The sequence below is a fragment of the Corynebacterium sp. MSK041 genome, assembly GCF_030232265.1.
In the GTDB taxonomy this organism is placed as follows: domain Bacteria; phylum Actinomycetota; class Actinomycetes; order Mycobacteriales; family Mycobacteriaceae; genus Corynebacterium.
In genome coordinates, this window is the sequence record NZ_JASPJK010000013.1 from 25353 (window position 1) to 45737 (window position 20385).

A 20385-nucleotide genomic window follows, 5' to 3' on the forward strand; every position below is an offset into this window, starting at 1 on the left:
TCCAGTTATGTATCGGACGGTCAAGGTTAACCGTTAGCCAAATACTTCTTTCGATTAACCTGTCGGGCAATCTTGCCGGAGGAGGATCGCGCGATCTCATTCGGGGCGTAGAAGCGCACTTCTTCCGGGCTGATGCCGTGTTTGCTGCTCACCGCACCGCGGATCGCGTCCTCGGCGAGTGCATCGGCAGTCGGGTCAGCGCCTTCAACGCGTTCAACCAGCAGCACCAGCTTCTCCACATCCTCACCCGGGACAGCGAATGCTGCCACCGAATCAGGGCGCACATGATCGCTGGCCTCCATGACGGTGGCTTCAATGTCCTGCGGGTAGTGGTTACGGCCGGCAATGACAATGAGATCCTTCACGCGGCCAGTGATGTACAGGTGTCCCTCATAGAGTGACACCAGGTCACCGGTAGCCAGCCACCCATCATTCGGCGTGTCTTCCGGCACGGTGGAACCTTCAGCCAGGCGCTGACCAAGAGTGTTGCGGAAAGTCTGCAGTGTCTCGTCCTCGCGGCCTTCATACCCCACCGCCACGTTGTCGCCGTGGATCCACAGCTCACCGATGGTTCCTTCCGGCACCTCATTGCTTGTCGAGGGATCCACCACCGCCACCGCCATATCCGGCACCGGCTGCCCATTGGAAGCGAACGCGATACCGGACGCATCACCCGCGGAGACTTCCACGATCTTGCCTTCGCCGACCTGCTCGCGGTCAAAGTACTTGAACAGCGGGCGCTCCTCGGTCTGCGGGGTGGACACGATGAGGGTGGCTTCTGCCAGACCATAGGACGGGCGCAGCGCCAGCGGGTCCAGCTTGGATGGGGCAAATGCCTCCACGAAGCTTTCCACGGCAGCGCGCGTGACCGGCTCGGAGCCGACGATAATGCCGTCTACCTGGCTGAAGTCATAGTCTTCGGCGTTCTCCGGCGTGGCGTATCGTGCCGCCAGATCCAGCGCGAAGTTCGGCACAACGGTGTAGGTGAACTGGTCTTCATCGCCTTCACGGAAAGTCATCTGGTCCATCCAGCGCTTCGGCTGCTGGATGAAGTCACGCGGGCTCATCAGCTCGAACTCGATACCCATGATGGTCACGAACACGGTGAGGATGATGCCCATATCGTGGTGCAGTGGCAGCCACGTGGACAGACGCAGCGGCATTTTCAGTTCCGCTGCATCATAAATCTGCAGAACGTTGGTCAGGATCGACCGGTTGGTCAGCACAACACCCGCCGGCAAACGCGTAGAGCCGGAGGTGTACTGCAGGAACGCCACCTGGTTCACCGGGTCAATGTCTTCCCGCTCCTCCGGCGGCGTCCACGCGTCCGCGAGGGAATCCGGCAGGGAATCAACCACGAGAATGCGCGGGCGCTCCGGCTTAGGCACCTCCGCGAAGAACTCGCGGACAGCCTTGGCACCCACGTTGTTGGTCAGGACCGTCTTCGCACCACAGTCAGCCATGACGGAACGCAGCTGCTCATCGTGGCCCGGCTCATTCGGGTCATACAGTGGCACCGGCACCTGATCGGCGTACACGGCACCCATGAAGGCAAAGATGTACTCCGGGGAATTCGCCGCCAAGATGGCCACACGGTCCCCCGGCGCGCCGGTCTGCTGCAGGCGGGCTGCCACAGCCTTGATGCGGGTGATTACCTCTTCACGGGTGAAGTCCACCGGGGTGCCTTCACGCGATTCGGAGAAATCCCAGTAGCGCATCTGGTGCAGGTCGCCCGTACCCATCTCCGCACTGCCCTGGTAGAGCATTTCGCACAGCTGGTAGAGCGAGAGCTCCGGCGGCAGGTCAATCTTGTCGTCGTCATAGAACTGGTAGAGCAGTTGCTCGAGATCCATACTTCTTCCGCTCCTTTTGTTGTGGCTAACTAACTTCAGCGATGCGCTGTCGAATCCACTCTACGGTCCATGCGTTCGCTGTGGTGCCAGGAATCACGTTTGGGTTGGATGCGTACATGGCGTGCACACCATTCGCGTTCACCAAATCTTGTGCTCGACCCAGCGCATCCACCACGTTTGGCGGTGCATCGCAGATGCTGTCATCCGGGGCACAAATCTCAATGGCTCGATCATTCAGGACACCGAAGCCACCTTCACGCACACCCCGCATGGTGGCGCCAGGCACAACTGCCTGCACAATGCGGTTCAAGGGGTGCAGGGCGATCTCCGCACCCACACCGCCGAGTTCCACACCGGGGTTGATGCCCACCGCGTTCTCGCGGCGTCCATCCGCGATCATCACCACACCGGCGATGCGCTCCGGACTGACCACACCGACATCACGTCCGATCTCATTGGCAATATCACCAACAATGACCGCTCCCTGGGAGAACCCAGCCAAGATGAATTGAGTTGAAGCGCACGTGTCCGCCACGAACTTCAGTTCAGCCTTGAGTCTCTCCGTGCCCTCATTACGCGAATCGTCATAGCTCATCTCACCGCGGGACTGCACAGACTTGAACTGTGCCGTGTACGGCAACGTCCACACACGCACATCATTGATGTCGTACTGTTCCTGCAGTGGCTGCGTAATGGAAAGCATGAAGCTCAGCGGGTTTGCCTGCGGATTAAACGGATCATCATCCTTGGATGACTCCCACGTGCCCGGCGCGGAGATAACCTCCACCGCCGGGCACCATGCGGGCTCATCAGGCTCCCCTGGGCCTGGTGGCAGGACCTCATCAATCGGACCACCGTCTGGCCCGAGCCACTTCACCGCACCGAAGGCGATGACACCCACAACAAACAGGGCAGTAACAAGAGTAAGGACTTTGCGGGTGCGCACGTGCGCGCCTCCTAACTAGCAGAGGTTGGCGTGCGCGGCGTCGTCGATAAGCTTGATCAGCTGCTCATGGTCCAGTTCAGTGCGCTGCTGCTCAATGAGCTGACCAGCCACCGCGTCACGAGTGATAGTTTCACCACCGCACAACGTACCGGCGGTAGCTAAAAGTTGATCTTCGTTCCCTTCAATTTTCACTCCACCTTCCCGTAGAGCTTCCAGGTAAGCCTCCTGCTCTGGAGGACGCTTCGCGGTGTTCTCCGGGAAATCAGAGACCTCGCTCGCAGCACCTTCATTCTCCAGAGCATCATCCTCCGGGCGCTTCTCGCTCGGCTTCGTGCTCGTGGTGGTGGACGCGGTACTCGTCGCAGAACTCGTCACCGCACTCGGGGTTGCGGTCACATCAGAACTATCGACGGTCGTCCCACCACACGCAGCCAACGTCAAACCAGCCACGGCGAGGGACAGTGCTACTGCGATATTACGCATAAGAGGTGTGACTCCTTAGTTCTTACGCTCGCGGACCTGGCCGAAGATCTCGTCCAAGGTGCCGTGCTGGAACGTGATGGTCTTACCACCGGCCGGGATGTCCTTCATGTCAGACGTTGGCCAGCCAAGGCGGCCCTGCTCCCAACCGTTCTTGCCCCACTCGTTGAAGATGTTGCCGTAGTAGATCACGTGAGCACCAGACGCCGGGGAGAAGTAGATGTTGCCGTGCTCGAACTCTTGGAAGAAGCCACCATTGATCTTCTTCTCGTTGCTCGTTGGGTAGCCCAGGTTAGAGCGGGCGGTGCCCATCTCCGCGTACTTCGCGCCGATGGCACCGAAGACCATGTGGTGGCCCTCGCCCACGCCCTCTGGGTTGCGGGTCAGGTAACCATTCTGGAACTTCTGCACGTAGCCAGCACCAACAGCCTCAGCCTCAGCGACCGGGTAGCCCAGCGGGCCACCCTCGTAGCCACCCTTACCCCATGCTGCGAACATATCGCCCGGGATAGCCTGCGCACCGGTCTCCGGGGTCCAGTAGACGGAACCACGCTCAAAGTGGACGTAGCGGCCCTTACCATCCGGGGTGGTCAGCTCGCTCGTCTTGGGGAAGCCCAACCAACCAGCCGGGCCACCCAGAGCGTTGTACTTAGCGAGGATCGCACCGATCAGCACGTGCGCACCGGTATCCGGGGACCAGAACGCGGAACCATTCCTGAACTCCTGAGCCTTACCGCGGCCACCGGCCACGTCGTACTCGTTGTTCACGCAGGAACCGATAGCACCGGACTTGGTGGCCTCACTGATCGCACCAATGGCGTTGCACTGTGCACCACGATCACCCTCCGGAATGTTCAGCGACTCAGCAATGAACGGCCATGCCTGGGACATCTCAAACTGCCAGTACTCCCAGGAGTGAACACCCGACGGACGGTACCGAGTGACGATCGGCACGCCCGCCTGCTTCGCATACCGCTCAAAGGTCTGGGTGGACATGCGGGAGATAATCTCCAAGCCAACACCAGCCGCATTGGCTGGGCCCTTTGCCACAGACTCAGCGTTACCAAAGTCATCCTTGCCCGAGCCAGCAGAGACGTAGACCGTCTTGCCCTTCAAGTTCTCAATACCCAGCTTCGGATCATGGTCGATCCAATCCTGGGAACCAGCCGGGCCCCACATTGCCTCAGAGTTGTAGCCGCCAGCATCCTTTTGAGCTGCCATAATTGCCATCGGCATACCGGACGTGGTGGTGTCCAAGTAGCCAGAGAAGGAACCCACAAAGTTGAACAGGTGCGGGTTACGCTCCGCCAAGTTCACAGCAGCCGTACCACCCATGGACAGGCCCACGACAGCGCGGGAACCATTCGAGCGGTACTCATTGTTCAGCACCGGGACCAGCTCCTTTGTCAGGAAGGTCTCCCACTTGTAGTGCTTACCGTTATCCGGCTGCTGCCAATCGGAGTAGAAAGAGGACTCGCCGCCCACCGGCAGAACCACGTTGACATTCTTGTCCGCGTAGAACTGCTCGATATTCGTCTCGATGGTCCAACCATTCTCATCATCACGCGCACGCAAACCATCAAGCGCCCACACCTCCGGGAACTTCGCCTGCGGGTTCGAGTGCCAGTCACGCGCCAGCAGGATCTGCACCTGGATCTGCTCACCCGGCATCGCCGCCGAATTAATGAACACAGCCACACGACGCTGCGTCAACCACTCAATACGATCAACCGTCACACCCTCCGGCAGACCATCAATCTGCGGATTCTCATCCACCTCAATCGGCGTGCGCTTCGGCGGGTCCGACGGACGCAGACCATCGGAAAGGCCACGCCCAGAGGACAAAGAGCTGGACAGATCAGAGGAACCAATCTGTGCAACCGCCGGAGCGACGGCTACGCCAACAGCCAGTGCTGTCGGGACCGCGGCGATAGCGAGCATCTGGCCCTTCGTGGCCTTGCGGGGAAAACGTCGAGGTGTCAAGCGCATGGAGGCATCCCTTTAGTGGTTCGAGTGTTTCACTGTTCTTCACTCAGAAAAACAGGTACGGAAAATACCGGAGCTCACCACCCCAGGGGTTCCCCTCCCCTAGGCCGGGCCGGCTGCTTCATTATGTTGTGGCATGAAGTTTAAGTTTCACTTGAGACTTTACCCTGGAGACACGCCGAGTGAAAGGTGTGAATTGTGGGTTTAGTGGTGATCGCGTGTTTGTTGGGGCCTCTTTCCGGTCCCTGCCAGTGCACGATTTCCGGAAATCGTGCACAACCCGCATTAAAACACCAGGACTGCTCTTAACTTTGGAAAGTTCAGGGCAGAGGCCCGACCAACTCCGAGGAGTTCGTCGTGGGCTTCCTCGAGCAAGGGCCCTCAAAAGTGGAAAAGCCTCCAAAACCAACAAAAAATCCCTCCCAGCCCTTTTCAAAGGGACTGGAAGGGATCCCGTCACTCGTACGAGCGATTACCACGCATTCATGTGGTTGAGCACGCGCGCCTTGGTCTTGACCATCTGGCCGCCGAACTCTTTCCAGTTGTGCAGGCCCAGTGACGGGTAATCCGAGGTTACGTTGATACCGGTCAGGCGGGCCTTGCCTTCCCAGATGCGGGTGCTTGCCATTGCGCCGATCTCGAGGAGAGAGCCAGCGACCTGGTGCTGGGGCAGGTAGCTCGCATCAGCCGGGCCTGGGATGCCGCTGGCGGCAGAGATATACACGTCGGTGTTGCGCAGGCCGTGCATGTTGAGGAACGGGTCGTTCTCAAAACGGGTCGGGCTGAGCAGGGAGCCGTACATGGCGTTGATGTTGTAGCCACCCGCATCCAAAAGCGACAGACGCAGCATGGTCTGCATACCTGGCAGCGTAGTGGTCAGGTAGCCAGAGAAGCTGAGCACCTGACGGAACTGGTTGGGGTGCTTAGCTGCCAGGTTCATTGCGGCGGTGCCACCCATGGACAGGCCGATGATGGAGTTGTTGTTCGGCGCGACACCGAAGTGCTGCTGGAGGTAGCCGGGCAGCTCACGAGTGAGGAAGGTCTCCCAACGGTAGGTCTTGCCGTTGCCGTACTGCGGGTCCGCAGTCCAGTCGGCGTAGAAGGAGCCCTCACCGCCAACCGGGGCAACCAGGGTGATGTTCGAGTTCTCGTAGATGGCTGCCGCGTTGACGTCCTCGAACCAGGCGTTGGTCTTCTCCGTCGCACGCAGGCCGTCCAGCAGGTACAGGCCAGCGTTGCCACCGCGTGCTGCCGGCACGATCTGAACCGGGATGTTGCGGTTCATCGACGGGGACCACACGTCACAGCGCTGCACCCAGTAGCCAACTGGATCCCAGTGGCAGTGTCCGGTTGCGTCAGGGCGCAGCCACCCACGCGGGTTGGCGTGTGCCTCATTCGGCGCAACAAGCATCATGCTCATCGCTGCTACAACTGCTGTCACCAGCGCGATCAGGGCGCGGCGCACAGAGAGAGTCGCGTTCATGTTCTCACCAATCAGATCTTCGGGAAAATTTTGGGATTACATCCCGGTATGTCGCAGATTGTCTGCAAAGCGTTACCGTGATGTTATCAACGGTGCACAAAACTTTTCCACTTATTGGTCTGACCAGTACACGGGCGGGCCTTCCAACCCCACGTCTTCGCCGGCGGCGATGCGCTCGAGCGTGTCCGCATCAAGGTACACATCAGGGAAATCATTGACGGTCAACGTGCGACCTTTTGTCAGTGCCCAGCCCATGTTTTTCACAAAACGCTTCGCACTCATCGGTTCGCGGTAGGTAGCAATAAGCTCGTTGATCTCAGGCGTACGCAGCGCCGCGCGTGCTTGCCGGACGAGCTGCTTATCCGCGTTCTCCGGCAACTCCTCGACATCCACCCCCGTATCTGCCAACTGCCAGTAGTACGGCAACTGCTTGTCGTGGCCGATGCGTCCGTCCGATAGGCGTGGTTGACGCGCGGCCAGAGGCGTGGTTAAGCCGACGGAGTCCAGGATGCGATCATCCAGCTCAGCCAGCATCCCGGTCATGCCCAAATTGATGTGGTACGCCGTGGGCGGCAGCTGCCCGAGGTCCGTCTGCGCGTCCTTCCCGGTCATACGGGAGCGGGGCTGCCACTGGAAGGCGCTTGGGTGCCCTTGGATGCGCACCAGGGTCACCGCGGCAGTCGAATTAGTCTCATCGGAATGGATTGCGTCCCAGGCTTCGGGCCACCCGTTCATCATGTCTGAGGCGTAGAAGTCTTCGGCGTAGCGTGGCGGGTTACCGGATTCACGGAGCAAGACTGCCGTCCAGAATTCTCGTTCGTCCACGATAGTGAGCTCCACCGGGTTCTCATCAAAAGGATCAAAACCTAAGTCGTGGCCACGGTGGATGACCAACCCCGCCCAGATGACTAGCCCCGCGGTGGCCACCCCCGTAATCAGCGTGGCTGGCACCGCCATCACCGGCAGCAGCATGGCAAACAGGGGCAGCAAAACCATGCGTCCGTGCATGAAGTCCCCGCCCACTTTCACCACATATATAAGGTGCAGTGCGCCACAGCCGAAGACCAAGAGGGCCACCAAGGCCTGTTTGCCAGCGCGTTGGTAGATAAACATTGCACCCAAAGCGATGGCGATAAGGAGGGGCAACCACAGCCAGTAAGGGTGCACCGTGTCCCATACATAGGCGGCACCCGTGCGCCAAGCGGATTCGGAGGCAGACTTAGCCACCGCGGTGTGGGGTGTGAGCAGCCCGTAGTAGCCCATACGGAAGATCGTGTAGGCCGCCGGCAACGGCAAGGCCGCAGCCAGAATTCCGCCGACGCGGCGCAGATTGTGGCGGTTCAAAGCAAGCAGCAGCACACCGGTCAATCCGCCGTACAAGGCCAGTTCAGGCCTGACCAGCCACGACAAACCAGCCCAGAAGGCAAGCCAGTACAGGGTAGAGGATTTTTCCGAATCCTCTGCCCAGCGCACCAACAGCGCGAACCATACCGCCAGCCATGCCAGGGACAAGCCCCATTCCAAACCGGAGGTGGCAAAGTCCCGTGCGGGCGGCAGGGCGAGGTAGATGATGATGCCAAACGGCAACACCGTGTGCTGCCCCCACAGCTTGCCCGCGGCAACAGTGCCCACCACCGCCGCGATGACGGTGAAGGCAAGGGCCAGCCACATCGCTACATCCTCAAGCTTCATCCCTGGCAACCAAGAGAAAGCAACAATGAGGTACTGCCACAGGGTGGACGTGTTCGCCTCAACGCGCTCACCAACATTGAACACGGGGCCGTTACCGGCGAGGATGTTGCGCACGGTGCGCAGCACAATCAGCCCGTCATCGCTGATCCAGCGGCGGGCGAAACCACCCCAGAATGCGAAAGCGCCCGCGATGAGAGCCGACAAGAGCAGCGAAAGACGGGCGCTTTTTTCCATGCGGAGCATCCTAGCTCATGGCAGGAATCACATAGACAGCCATCACGATGGTGAAGATCCAGAGCAGGGCAAGCATCTGCAATACCCTGTCTTCCAGAGCAATTTCATCCGGGGCGCCACCATTGCCGCTATCCACTTCGGCTGCGTAGCGCAGGATGGCGATGATGAAGGGGACCATGGAGATCTGGTACCAGAGGCCTTCGGCGGGGGCGACGCCGTCGGAAAGCGTGAAGCCCCACAGTGCATAGGACATGACCACGGCTGTGGCGGACAGTGTCCACACGAAACGCAGGTAGGTCTGCGTGTAGCCCTGCAGCGACTTGCGGATCTTCGCGCCCGTACGCTCCGCGAGCAGCAATTCCGCGTAGCGCTTGCCGGAGGCCATGAACAGCGACCCGAACGCCGCGACCAACAGGAACCACTGCGACAGATCAATATTCGCCGCAACACCGCCAGCCATAGCGCGCAGCATGAAACCGGAAGACACCAGCGCGATATCAATCACCGGGATGTGCTTCCAGCCGAAGCAGTAGCCCAGCTGAAGCGCGATGTACACGCCAATCACCGTTGCCAGCGCCACACCATCAGAAGCCAGGAACGACAGGCCGATAGCTAGCGCGATAAGCGTTGCCGCCATTGCATACGCCAAACCAATGGGCAGCTTGCCGGAGGCAATCGGGCGGAAACGCTTCGTCGGGTGAGCGCGGTCTGCCTCCACATCACGCGCGTCATTGACCAGGTAGATCGAAGACGCACCGAAGCAGAACACGATGAACGCCAGCGCAATATCCCACACGGTGCGAGACGTGAAGGAATCCGTTCCTGCAGCCAAAGGTGCCGCCAGAACCAAGACGTTCTTGACCCACTGCTTCGGGCGCAAGCCCTTGATCATCGCGTCGGGCAGGTTCTTCGGCGGAGTCTTCTTCCGGTTGTAATCCACACCCTCGGTGTGGGGCTCAGATTTCAGAAACGGCTCGTCCTGCAAAGGCGGAGTGTTCGGCTCGGTCATGCTGTCTGCCTTTCAATCTCAATCGCGGCGCGCGCCACCCCAGCCCCCAGGAGCGCACCCGCCAGAGTGTCCGTGGGATAGTGCACGCCCAGGACCATGCGGGACGCCATCATAATGGGAATGCCGGCGTACGGCAGTTTTGAACCAGTGATGTCTGCAAGGTGCACCATCGCAGCGCTTGTCGACGTCGCATGCGAACTCGGAAAACTCAACTTCGACGGCGTACCCACACCCACCTTGATCCTGGGATCATGCGGGCGACGGCGCCGGACGATCCGCTTGATCACCACGGATGCCGCGTGTGCTGTAAAAGCTCCAGCACCCATGGCCAGCCACTTCCGTCGACGCTTCTCATCCACAGCCGCACCTGCCGCCGAGATGCCCAGCCACCCAAGGGCGTGCTCACCGAAGTGGCTGAGGCCACGGGCGGTGGGGAGGACCCCGGGGGCGTCGAAAAGCAATTTCTGAAGCTCGCGTAGAGCGCTCACTTCATAAGTAGTCAAAGAGTTTTTATTGCTCATCGAAGATCTTCTTCCAGTTCTCGTGGCTGGTCAGCTCCGGGCGTGCCTCGCGGTAGGTGCGCTTGAGCCCCGCCCAACGATCCTTGATCTCCGCGCGCAGACGCTTCTGCTCATCGAGGAGAGTCTTAGCCAGCTCCTTATCACGCTTGCGGAAGGCCACACCCGTGCCACCAGCCGTGGACACCGTCGCGGAATCCACGCGAGCCAACGTGTACCAACGCGCCTCCTCCGCGGTGAGGTTGAGCTGCGGCGCCTCCCAATGCGCACGATCCTCCGGTTTACGCAGGTGAAGCAGAGACTTCGCAGCCCACGGAATCTTCTTGATCTTGGCCAGACGCCCACCCATCTTGTTCGTGGGCACACCCGGTGCGCCTGTTGCTGCCGGCAAATCCGCCGCGGACGGCAGCACCTGCGCATCGGGGAAGCCCTTCCGGATCTCCTGAATCCGCGGCAGCGAGGATTCAAGGATGTCAAAGAGCTGGTCCGGGCCGGCGAGGAAGTCCTTCATCGCCTCATTCTGGATAGCGATGGTGGAGTACTCCATGCACACGTAGTGCTTGAGCGTGGACTTCAGCATGTTCTTCAGCATCGCCTCCGGATTCTCCGGACCGTAGATGCTGGCCACGATGAGGCGGTTGCGCATGTGGAAGTACGCCTGCCAGTCAATAGCATCGTCCTTGTCGGCCCAGGCCATGTGCCAGATGGCAACGCCGGGCCATGTGACCGTGGGAAAACCTGCTTCTTTGGCGCGCAACGCGTACTCGTTATCGTCCCACTTAATGAACAGCGGGAGTGGCAGACCCATCTTCTCCGCGACCACGCGCGGGAAAAGGTTCATCCACCAGCCGTTGTAATCCACATCAATGCGGCGGTGCAACGGGCGCGAGGTGGTCTTGCGCGGATCGAGATCCTCTTCCTCCGTACCCACGTAACCAAGCGGATATTTAGCAAAGTCGTGGTCGTAGACGGCATGTTTCGCGGCGGAGAACATAAAGATGTTCGGGTCCACCGTCTCACCCGTGGTGCGCAACTGGCTGCGATCCTGCAAGTTCAGCATCTGGCCGCCGACGAGGATCGGGCTCTTGGCATAGCGGGCGGCCTGCACCGCGCGCAGGATCGAATCCGGCTCAATCGCGATGTCATCGTCCATGTACAGAATGAACGGGACATCGGTCTGGTTGAGCGCCTCATGCATAATGCGGGAGTAACCGCCGGAACCACCAAGATTTCCTTGCTGGAAGATTTTCAATCTTCCAGCAAGATTCTTCTCGGCCTCCCTGAAGTCCGGTTCATCCGCTGGGTGCTGGTTACCCTGGTCCGGCATCAGCACATCCGTGATTGCCTCCAGCACCAGCGGGTCTTCTGCCAAAGCGTGCAGCGCGTTGACAGCATCGCGCGGACGGTTGAACGTCGGGATACCCACCGCGACCTTCTTCTCCGAGGGCGCAATCGTGCTGCCATCCGGAAGCACCTGCTCCTTCGGCTCATGCGGCGCGAACCAGCCGGCACCCGTGATCGTCGCGTCCGACTCCGCGTTCACGTCGAACCACAACCAGCCACCATCTTCAAAGTTGGCCAGCTTCAGCGGGATCTCCACCCGGGCGTCCTTCGCCTCCACGTTGGTCACTGCGATGCGCACACCATCATGCTTCGAGCGGTACACCGAAATCGTCGCCGCACCTTCCACATCCATGGCCAACACGACTGTGTCCAGCTGCGACCAGCGGCGCCAATACGACGCCGGGAAAGCATTGAAATACGTTTCGAAGGAGACTTCCTCACCCGCCCCCATGCTGAAGCTTGTCCGGCCCGACCACGTCACACGCTGTTTATTCTGCTCCGCCTCAATGAGGTACAGCATGCGGACGTCGTGCGGTTCGCCCTTCTTTGGCATCAGCACACGCTGAAGGACGTCTACTGCAGTCGTTGTTTCCACAGATCTCACTTTCGGTGCCTAAATAGAGTGTCGCCCTAAGCGTAGTGCGTCCACGCTTGCCGACGGGTTTTCGGCGCTCGAACACGCCCTGCCGCTTTTGTGCGAGCGGAACTGTGCCCTAACTCCCCGGATTCGAGAGCAGTCCTGGTGTTTTAGAGAGTTCAATGCACGATTCCCGGGAATCGTGCATTGGGAACGCGAAAAGCCCTGACCCGGATGAGAATCCAGGCCAGGGCTCGAGGCTAGTAGCAGCCAGTTAGGCGGCGATCAGGGTCTCGCCGTACTTGGCGGGGTCGAGGGTGCCGTCCGCAATGCCAGCGAGTTGCTCTGCAGCTGCACGGCCAGCGAGAAGCGGAACCCAGCGGGTCACCTTCGCGCGCTCCAGGTGCTCTGCAAGAACTGCCTCAAGCACAGCGTCGACGACATGTACGCCCACGACACCATCAAACCGGGCGTGCAAGTCCTTGGAAATATTGTTGATTGCGATCATGGCATCCTCCTTTCCTTGAACGTGATAGCCATGAACTTGTATGTGGTCGTTCCATGGAGGGGTACCTCCTCGGACGAGGCTCGCGGGGTAAACATTTACGTTAGCCCTTTGTTAACCTGTCGTTAACTTTAGCAGATGGTTGGTGAACATCAAGCATTTAATTAACCCACTAGGGCGTGTGGCGGTTCACCTGCCCGTTTAGCGTGAATATAATTTCGCAAGCTATTGCACCATGTGCAAGTTAACACCCTGTTCATCTTCACGGTTCGCGCTTTAGGTCATTTGTTAACCCTTTAGTTAACTTTGATGGCTTTAAGAGACCTCGAGAGACCTTTTCGTCGTGCTAACCTCCCCGCTGTGCCTATCCATGCCGCAGAATCCCCCAACCTCGACCGCACTCCGGCAGCATCAGCAGCCTTCCGCGTAGCGGTTCCACTGTTGTACACGGTGATGGCGTTCGTCCTTGTCCGTTCTGCCATAGTGTTCCCGCAGCTAAACCCGGGAACGGACTTCACGCCGATCTGGGACGCGGCCAATAAGTATGTCTCGGGGGCGGCGGTGTTTGGGTCGGATTACACCGTCGATAAGCCTCACTACCTGTACACCCCTGCGGGCACGGTGCTGATTGCTCCGGTTGCTGTCTTCGGCTCGCAAGAAGTGGCGCGCGCGGTGATGGCTGCCCTCGGCGCGCTTTGCATCGTCGCTGCCATCGCTGTGGCTGCGCATATGGTTCGTCCGCGCTGGTTCCACATTGTCTTCCCGCTGGCAGTGAGCTTCTTCTTCATCACACCGGAACCAGTCCGAACAACTTTGGCGTTGACCAATATCAACGGATTCATGCTGCTCTTGCAGGTGCTGTTCATCTGGTTCTCCCTGCGCCTCCGGGAGCGGAAGGTCGGCTGGCTCAACCACTTCAAACGGCCGGAAGCCTGGGCGGCGGGCGCGATCGCGGGTGTGGCTTTGTCCATCAAACCCCAGTTCGCGGTGCTGTTTATCGTCTCCCTGACCTATTGGCAGGTGGCCGTGGTTGTTATCGCCGCCCTCGTCGCCGCAGCGCTGTTCACGGTCGGATGGTTCACCATCGCGGAACCGGAACTCTTCTTCACCAACCTCGTCCCCTACCTCAGCGAGCCCCGGCCCCGCTTCAATGGTTCTGTCAGCGGACTCGGCATTGTCCTCGACTGGCCAAATACGGTGACCACCGCCTTAACGCTGTTCGTCACCGCAGCATCACTCGCCGCGGTCGCCTTGATGTGGCGATGGAAAGAAGCGGACCCGGTGCTGTTCACCTTCGTGGCCACTGGCGTGTGCTTCGCCGGCGGCTTCATGGCAAGCGGACTGTTGCAAAACTACTACTCCATCTGGCTCATTCCGCTCGTGCTCACCATCGCCGGGCGCCAATCCCCAGTGCGCTGGCCAGTTACCGTTCTCATTCTGCTGTTCATGTACGGCAACTGGACCTGGCCAGAAACCGACAACGTGCCCTTAGGCGTCACGCTGGCTTATATCCCGTCGTTCATGTTCATCGCGCTGCCGGTTGCAGTTGGCGCGTGGGCGCTGGCCAATCGGCCTGTGGAAGAGCAGCAAGTCGAAGCACCAGCGTCCCGCACTGTTGCTGGAGACTTTTAGGCACCAGAATCACATGCTCCTACCTGGGCGTTTTGCACTTTGAAACGCTTTCACTTTGCGTTTTGAAACGCAACTGCTTGGCGTTTGGGAATCGCATATCACCCAGCTAACGCCACCGAAGCCAATCCTGCTCATTCGAGCCAGAGAGGCTGCGTGGCTACGTTTCCTTTGGCGCGCTCTGCTGCGCCCGCGGCGGAAGGCCGGATCCCCAGCATCGGACATGCTGGTGGCCAAGCTCACGGGCTTCGTATGCGACATCAACCGTTACTTGGTGGCAACGTTCGTGCCCGTAAGCGGCTAAAGCGCGTCAGTTGTTCGGGAGTTGTTTCAAACAACTCTGAAACAACTAGGCAAACAACTCCCAGAAAAACACGCCGAAAACAGCGCGTTTACGCAGGCAGACATAGTTGTTTCGAGTTGTTTGGAGTTGTTTATTACTCCCCAATATCCGGCGACTCCTGCGCCCCACGCCACGTGATGATCGCGCCAGCGACCGCGATCAGCACGATGCCCGCCACCATTGACCAGGTCAGCTCGTCGCCGGAGAAGGCCCAGCCCAAAATCGCGCCGATCACAGGGTCAAGGGCAAAAAGCGTACCGACGACCGCCGCCGACACAATCCCCGCCGCAATCGTGTCCATGACATAAGGGATCACCGCGCCGATGAAGCCGGAGATGATGATGGTGATCCACATGGGGGCATCAAGAAGCGGAACGGCAGGCACGGAAAACGGCATGAGAATGAGCGCGGCGACGACCACCGACAAGGCGAGATCCGGCATGCCGCCACCGTCGGTGCCGCCCATGCGCGCGGCGAAAAGTGTGTAGGCACCGAAGAACACCGCACCGAGCGCAGCGAAGCCAATGCCGACGATGTCCAGGTCATTGGAGGGCTGCGCGATGAGAGCGACACCGATGAACGCGACGACAGCCCACAGGCGCGAGCGCCACATGGTCAGACCAAGGAACGACACCACGCACGGGCCAAGGAAGTCGATGGTCACGGCGACACCTTGCGGAAGGCGCGCGATAGCGGCGTAGACCATCATGCTCATCATGCCCATGGCCACGCCGTACACCACGATGTTGATGGCGCGGGCGCGCGTCATGCCGGTCAGCTTCGGCCGGAACAGCACCACCATGATCACCGCGGCAGCCGCCATGCGCAGGCCCGACACCCCCGGCGCGCCGACAGCGGCCAGCATGTCCGTGACAATCACGGCGGCGGCCTGCGTCCCCAGCGAGCCGATGAGCACCATCAGGACCGGGGCCGCCGGCAGAGCAAGAAAAGCGTTGATGCCCTGCCAGGTCAATCGGGTTTGGTTACGTTCGCGTGGCACTCGGGAAAGGCTAGTACATGGGTGCAGAACTTGAGCGTTCGATCGCGCCCCCTCGCGCCGAAATAGTAAAGATAGTAAAAATAGTAAAGATAGTAAGAAATAGTAAGGAGGCGGAATGTCAGCGATCCAGCGGCGACCCAAGAACCCTTTCACCGCAACGGTTGGAAAGACACCGGTGGTGGTCGCGGGGCGCGATGAGTATCTCCGCGATTTTGACGCCGCCATCCAGGACGGTCCAGGAAGCCACGAACGTATCTCCATCATCACCGGTCCGAGGGGAGTGGGCAAGACTGTTTTGCTGAATGAATTCGAAGCAGTCGCCAAATCTCACGCTTGGCACGTCATCTCCGAAACCAAAACTCGCGGTTTTATCGATCGCATCCGCGACCGTGCATACAAGCTCGTGGAGGAGCTTTCCGGCGAACCCAAGCGCCGCCTCTCCGGAATCAAACTCCCCTATCTCGGCTTTGACACCGAATCTGTTCCTGCTTATTCACCCACCCCAACATTGAGGTCGGTGCTTGATGAACTGTTTGACTGCCAGGCGGAGATTGATGCCCGCCTCGGCCAGGAACCAGTTGGGCTGCTGATTACCTTGGATGAGCTGCACTACGCCCACATGGACGAGATTGTTGAATTCGGCACGACTATCCAACATCTTGTCCGGGAAGATCGTCAGATTGCGGTTGCGATGGCCGGCATCCCTGGTGCCGTGAAACCACTTCTCGCTGCTGATGAAGGCCGCAACCCCGTGACCTTCTTGCGCCGCGCAAACAGGATTGAAACCGGAATGGTTTCGATCGAAGAGGTGCGCGTGGCATTGGAGGAGACCACTGCTCAAGTTGGGGTTTCATGGACCCCGGGGGCCCTCGACATCGCATCCAAGGCCACTGGTGGATACCCCTTCATGATCCAGCTGGTTGGGCAGCACGCGTTCCGTAACCTCACCGACAACGTGATCGATGAGGAAGCGGTGTCGCATGGCATCGGTGCTGCCCGGAGGAAACTCGGCCAGCTTGTGCACGAACCGTCGCTTGCAGATCTGTCTGAGGTTGATCGCACCTTCCTCACCGCGATGTCCACCGACGATGGCCCATCACGCATGTTGGACATCGCGGCGCGCATGGGCGTCGATTCGCAATACGCGGGCACCTATCGCAAGAGGCTTATCGACGCTGAAATGATCCGCCCAACATCCCACGGCTACGTCGACTACGAGCTGCCCTACATGCGCGAGTACCTACGTTCACACCATGCGACAGACGCAATGGAGCAGTTCTCCATCTGGCCGGAATAAGAACGCGGTAGTAGTGGACCCCTAGTGCCCGCGCGGCTGGTCGATGGGTTTGCCGTCGACGAAGTAGGTGCGCACGTGGTTGTCAAAGACGGAGAGTGCTGCGCCGATGGCCATGTGCATGTCTAGGTACTGGTAGGTGCCCAGGCGGCCACCGAAGAGGACCTTGTTCTCCCGGGACTCAGCGGCGGCGAGTTCGCGGTAGCGCTTGAGCATCTCGCGGTCTTCCGGGGTGTTGATCGGGTAGTAGACCTCATCATCGTCCTCGGCGAAGCGGGAGTACTCCTTCACAATGACGGTCTTATCGTCGGGGTACTCGGCGCGCTCTGGGTGGAAGTGGCGGAACTCGTGGATGCGGGTGTACGGGACATCCGCATCGTTGTAGTTCATCACCGGGGTGCCCTGGAAGTCACCAGTGTCTAGGACTTCCTGCTCGAAGTCGAGGGTGCGCCAACCCAGACGGCCTTCGGCGTAGTCGAAGTAGCGGTCCAGCGGGCCGGTGTACACCACCGGGGCTTCGGGGGATTCACCGCGAATGGTGTCACGGACGTCGAACCAGTCGGTGTCCAGGTGGACGTCGATAAGCTCATGCGATGCCATCTTCTCCAGCCAGGCAGCGTAACCGTCGACAGGGAGGCCTTCGTACTTGTCGTTGAAGTAGCGGTTGTTGAAGGTGTAGCGCACTGGCAGGCGGGAGATGATTTCCGGCGGCAGGTCCGTCGGGTCGGTCTGCCATTGTTTGGCGGTGTAGTGCTTCACAAATGCGTCGTAAAGCGGTTTGCCGATGAGCGCGATACCACGCTCCTCCAGGTTCGTGGCTGCGGCCGGGTCGAGGCCCTCGCGCTGCTCCTCGATGAGGGCCTTCGCCTCGTCGGGGCTGTAGTACTTGCCAAAGAACTGGTTGATCAGGCCCAGGCCCATGGGGAACTGATACGCCGTGCCGTCGTGCATGGCAAACACGCGGTGCTGGTAGTCGGTGAATTCAGCGAAGCGGTTGACGTACTCCCACACGCGGTCATTGGAGGTGTGGAACAGGTGCGCGCCGTATTTGTGCACCTCAATGCCCGTCTCCGGTTCCTTTTCGGAGTACGCATTGCCGCCGATGTGCTCTCGCTTTTCGACGACGAGTACCCGCTTACCCAGCTCACTCGCCGCCTGCTCCGCAATGGTGAGGCCGAAGAAGCCGGAGCCGACAACGATGAGGTCATACGTATTGGTGTCACCTGAAGTCATGGGCCCAAGGCTACTGGGGAGGAGGGCCGAAACGCTGGATTGGCGCGACACACCCGCAAGTCACATTGTTCACAAAAGTCACATGAGTATCCTATAGTTGCTTCTGATCTAGATTAGTCACAGCTGTCACTATTAACCCAGGAGCACTGAACGTGAAACAACGACGCCACCTCAACCCTTCCTCTAGGAAGAAGACTCCGGTCATCGCAGTTGCCAGCACCCTCGCCGTCATTGCGGCGGGTGCCTTTGGCGGCAACGAGATCCTCAAGACCCAGGACGTCGGCTCTGCCAACATTCAGGTTTCCACCTCCACCGCATCCCTGGCTGACGCGGAGTCCATCATTGTTGATGATCCCGCCGTGGCCACCCAGGGTGAAGGCGATGAAGCCCGCACGGTGAAAGAGTTCGTCCGCGATGAGGAATTCTCCGTTTTCGGCCTGACCTGGGAAGGCGACCGCGACATCGTCGCTTTCGTCCGCGCTGAGCGCCCAGACGGCACCTGGTCCGAGTGGTACGAGATGGATGCTGAGGCTGGTCCCGACGGCGTTGCCAACGGCACCGAGCCGATTTACGTGGAAAAGACCAAGCGTGTTCAGGTCTCCACCGCCAACGTTGACCTGGTGGCACACGATGCGCCGGCTAAGGCACCGGCAGAGAATGCGCCGGCTGAGCAACCAGCTGAAGCCCCCGCTGAGACCGCTGACGCTGTTGATCCCTCGCTTCCGGATTCCGCCCCGGTTGACCTGTCCGGCTTCACACCCGGCACCGCACCGTCCGTCCTGGGCGACCGCGCTCTGCCGACCAACTATGGCGAGATCGCCCCGGTTGCAGACGTTGAGGAGCTGGACGATCAACCAGCCGAGGCTGCACCGGTGACCACCGCTGCTGATCTGGATGCTGTGTTTATTGAGGGCGGCGAAGGTACCGCCGACGGTGCAATTGCCCCGGCGCAGTACAACACCAGCGGCATGCCACGCGTGGTTTCCCGCGCATCCTGGGGCGCCGGCAAGAGCCGCACCCCCTACTACTCGGAGCCAACCAAGGCGATCACCATTCACCACACCGCTGGTTCGAATAACTACACCGCGGCGCAGGCGCCGGGCATCGTCCGCGGCATTTGGTCCTACCACGCCCATAACCTGGGTTGGGGCGATGTGGGGTACAACGCCCTCGTGGATAAGTACGGCAACATCTACGAAGGCCGCGCAGGCGGTCTGGACCGTAACCCGCAGGGCGCTCATGTGGGTGGCTTCAACGCACACACTTGGGGCATCTCCATGCTGGGCAACTACCAGACGGCGGCACCTACCCCAGCGTCCCTGAACGCAATGGGTGAAATGATCGGCTGGAAGGCCGGCACTGCGGGCCTTGACCCGACCGGTAAGACCTGGCTGACCTCTGATGCAAACTTCAAAGGCTCCAAGTACTCCCGTGGCCAGGGCGCCAACTTCAATGTTGTGAATGCTCACCGTGACTTCCACTACAACACCTGCCCGGGCGACAACCTGTACGGCCAGATGGGGTACATCCGCAACGTAGCTAAGGCTAAGGCTGATGCGGTGAAGTCCAACCGTGCGTACACCCCGCCCGCATCGAACCCGCAGCAGACCACACCGACTCCGCCGGAGGGGAACACACCTGCGCCGTCACAGCCGACTCCGCCAAGGACCGGCACGGTGCCGAATAGTGATGGCACCAACACCACCATCAATAACCTGGCTAACACCTCCAGCAAGGTCTCCTTCGAAGGCATCATGAATGGTGACCCGGCTGCTATCGCTACCGCCGTGGGCACCGTCGGTGGCGCAGTTCTGCTCTTCGCTGCTGGCAACGGCATGCTGCCGAAGCAGGTGACCAACGTGGCAAACGTGGAGATCATCCCAGGTATCACCCTAGCTAGCCTCCGCCCGTACGTTGGCCAACTGGTTAACGTCGTGGGCAGCCCGGAGGCGAAGCAGAAGTGGAGCAAGTTTGAGCCGATGCTCGGCCAGCTCGACGGCGTGCTTCAGGGTGTGGGTGGCGATGAGTACGGCATCTTTGAAAAGGGCATCGCGCTACTCAGCTCCGATGGCAACCAGGTGATCATGCCTGAGAAGATCGCCGATGCGTGGCTCAAGCAGGGCCTGGACTTGGGCCCGCTGGGTAAGCCGGTGAAGTCCGATGCCGCCGCCAATAACGGTGACATCCGAGTGGACTTTGACCGCGGTTCCATCACCTACCGCGTGACCACGGGCAACCTGGATATCGACGTGAAGTAAA

Annotated in this window: 15 protein-coding genes; 3 read left to right on the top strand and 12 right to left on the bottom strand. The window is 60.0% G+C overall.

The window, feature by feature from the left end; all coding sequences use genetic code 11:
• Nucleotides 1–26: 26 nt before the first annotated feature.
• The 10 genes from QP968_RS09590 to QP968_RS09635 all read right to left on the bottom strand — a co-directional run bounded on the left by QP968_RS09590 (nt 27) and on the right by QP968_RS09635 (nt 12630).
• Nucleotides 27–1853 carry a FadD32-like long-chain-fatty-acid--AMP ligase gene (locus QP968_RS09590; RefSeq protein WP_284856177.1) on the bottom strand — a complete coding sequence of 609 codons (1827 nt, stop codon included), beginning with the start codon at nt 1851–1853 and terminating at the stop codon, nt 27–29.
• Nucleotides 1854–1878: 25 nt separating this feature from the next.
• Nucleotides 1879–2799 (bottom strand): cutinase family protein, encoded by a 921-nt coding sequence (locus tag QP968_RS09595; protein ID WP_284856178.1) that lies wholly within the window; start codon nt 2797–2799, stop codon nt 1879–1881.
• 15 nt (nt 2800–2814) lie between these two features.
• Entirely contained in the window at nt 2815–3282 is a 468-nt protein-coding gene (locus tag QP968_RS09600) for a hypothetical protein (RefSeq protein ID WP_284856179.1), read from the bottom strand.
• Between the two features lie 15 nt (nt 3283–3297).
• Nucleotides 3298–5268 carry an alpha/beta hydrolase-fold protein gene (locus tag QP968_RS09605; protein WP_284856181.1) on the bottom strand — a complete coding sequence of 657 codons (1971 nt, stop codon included), beginning with the start codon at nt 5266–5268 and terminating at the stop codon, nt 3298–3300.
• A gap of 469 nt (nt 5269–5737) precedes the next feature.
• Complete coding sequence (locus QP968_RS09610) at nt 5738–6748, bottom strand: alpha/beta hydrolase (protein ID WP_284856183.1); 1011 nt, start codon at nt 6746–6748, stop codon at nt 5738–5740.
• A gap of 111 nt (nt 6749–6859) precedes the next feature.
• Entirely contained in the window at nt 6860–8674 is a 1815-nt protein-coding gene (locus QP968_RS09615) for an arabinofuranosyltransferase AftB family protein (RefSeq protein WP_284856184.1), read from the bottom strand.
• Nucleotides 8675–8684: 10 nt separating this feature from the next.
• Nucleotides 8685–9683 carry a decaprenyl-phosphate phosphoribosyltransferase gene (locus QP968_RS09620; protein ID WP_284856185.1) on the bottom strand — a complete coding sequence of 333 codons (999 nt, stop codon included), beginning with the start codon at nt 9681–9683 and terminating at the stop codon, nt 8685–8687.
• Nucleotides 9680–10204, bottom strand: a complete 525-nt coding sequence (locus QP968_RS09625) for a phosphatase PAP2 family protein (RefSeq protein ID WP_284856186.1) — start codon at nt 10202–10204, stop codon at nt 9680–9682. The genes QP968_RS09620 and QP968_RS09625 overlap by 4 nt, the downstream gene beginning before the upstream one ends.
• The gene (locus tag QP968_RS09630; RefSeq protein WP_284856187.1) at nt 10194–12140 is read right to left on the bottom strand and encodes a glycosyltransferase; all 1947 of its coding nucleotides are present in this window, start codon (nt 12138–12140) and stop codon (nt 10194–10196) included. Before QP968_RS09630 ends, QP968_RS09625 begins: the two co-directional genes overlap by 11 nt.
• Nucleotides 12141–12396: 256 nt before the next feature.
• The gene (locus QP968_RS09635; protein WP_284856188.1) at nt 12397–12630 is read right to left on the bottom strand and encodes a three-helix bundle dimerization domain-containing protein; all 234 of its coding nucleotides are present in this window, start codon (nt 12628–12630) and stop codon (nt 12397–12399) included.
• A gap of 357 nt (nt 12631–12987) precedes the next feature.
• Here QP968_RS09635 and QP968_RS09640 point away from each other — a divergent pair, with 357 nt between their 5' ends.
• On the top strand, nt 12988–14259 hold the full coding sequence (locus QP968_RS09640; RefSeq protein WP_284856189.1) for a glycosyltransferase family 87 protein: 1272 nt from the start codon (nt 12988–12990) through the stop codon (nt 14257–14259).
• A gap of 434 nt (nt 14260–14693) precedes the next feature.
• Here QP968_RS09640 and QP968_RS09645 read toward each other — a convergent pair whose 3' ends face one another.
• Nucleotides 14694–15599 (bottom strand): EamA family transporter, encoded by a 906-nt coding sequence (locus QP968_RS09645; RefSeq protein ID WP_284856190.1) that lies wholly within the window; start codon nt 15597–15599, stop codon nt 14694–14696.
• Nucleotides 15600–15714: 115 nt separating this feature from the next.
• Here QP968_RS09645 and QP968_RS09650 point away from each other — a divergent pair, with 115 nt between their 5' ends.
• Nucleotides 15715–16896 (top strand): ATP-binding protein, encoded by a 1182-nt coding sequence (locus tag QP968_RS09650; protein WP_284856191.1) that lies wholly within the window; start codon nt 15715–15717, stop codon nt 16894–16896.
• Between the two features lie 21 nt (nt 16897–16917).
• Here QP968_RS09650 and glf read toward each other — a convergent pair whose 3' ends face one another.
• A complete protein-coding gene (glf, locus tag QP968_RS09655; RefSeq protein ID WP_284856192.1) occupies nt 16918–18126 on the bottom strand; it encodes a UDP-galactopyranose mutase in 1209 nt (402 codons plus the stop codon).
• Nucleotides 18127–18278: 152 nt separating this feature from the next.
• On the opposite strand from glf, the gene QP968_RS09660 reads away from it, so the two are divergent.
• Nucleotides 18279–20384: an N-acetylmuramoyl-L-alanine amidase gene (locus tag QP968_RS09660; protein ID WP_284856195.1), complete on the top strand. Its 2106-nt coding sequence runs from the start codon at nt 18279–18281 to the stop codon at nt 20382–20384.
• Nucleotide 20385: the final 1 nt, after the last annotated feature.

What these genes read in the sequence shown, in the direction of transcription:
- QP968_RS09620 (WP_284856185.1), bottom strand. Translation starts at nt 9,683, where the DNA reads ATGACCGAGCCGAACACTCCGCCTTTGCAGGACGAGCCGTTTCTGAAA.
- QP968_RS09600 (WP_284856179.1), bottom strand. Translation starts at nt 3,282, where the DNA reads ATGCGTAATATCGCAGTAGCACTGTCCCTCGCCGTGGCTGGTTTGACG.
- QP968_RS09605 (WP_284856181.1), bottom strand. Translation starts at nt 5,268, where the DNA reads ATGCGCTTGACACCTCGACGTTTTCCCCGCAAGGCCACGAAGGGCCAG.
- QP968_RS09625 (WP_284856186.1), bottom strand. Translation starts at nt 10,204, where the DNA reads ATGAGCAATAAAAACTCTTTGACTACTTATGAAGTGAGCGCTCTACGC.
- QP968_RS09590 (WP_284856177.1), bottom strand. Translation starts at nt 1,853, where the DNA reads ATGGATCTCGAGCAACTGCTCTACCAGTTCTATGACGACGACAAGATT.
- QP968_RS09635 (WP_284856188.1), bottom strand. Translation starts at nt 12,630, where the DNA reads ATGATCGCAATCAACAATATTTCCAAGGACTTGCACGCCCGGTTTGAT.
- QP968_RS09615 (WP_284856184.1), bottom strand. Translation starts at nt 8,674, where the DNA reads ATGGAAAAAAGCGCCCGTCTTTCGCTGCTCTTGTCGGCTCTCATCGCG.
- QP968_RS09650 (WP_284856191.1), top strand. Translation starts at nt 15,715, where the DNA reads ATGTCAGCGATCCAGCGGCGACCCAAGAACCCTTTCACCGCAACGGTT.
- QP968_RS09610 (WP_284856183.1), bottom strand. Translation starts at nt 6,748, where the DNA reads ATGAACGCGACTCTCTCTGTGCGCCGCGCCCTGATCGCGCTGGTGACA.
- glf (WP_284856192.1), bottom strand. Translation starts at nt 18,126, where the DNA reads ATGACTTCAGGTGACACCAATACGTATGACCTCATCGTTGTCGGCTCC.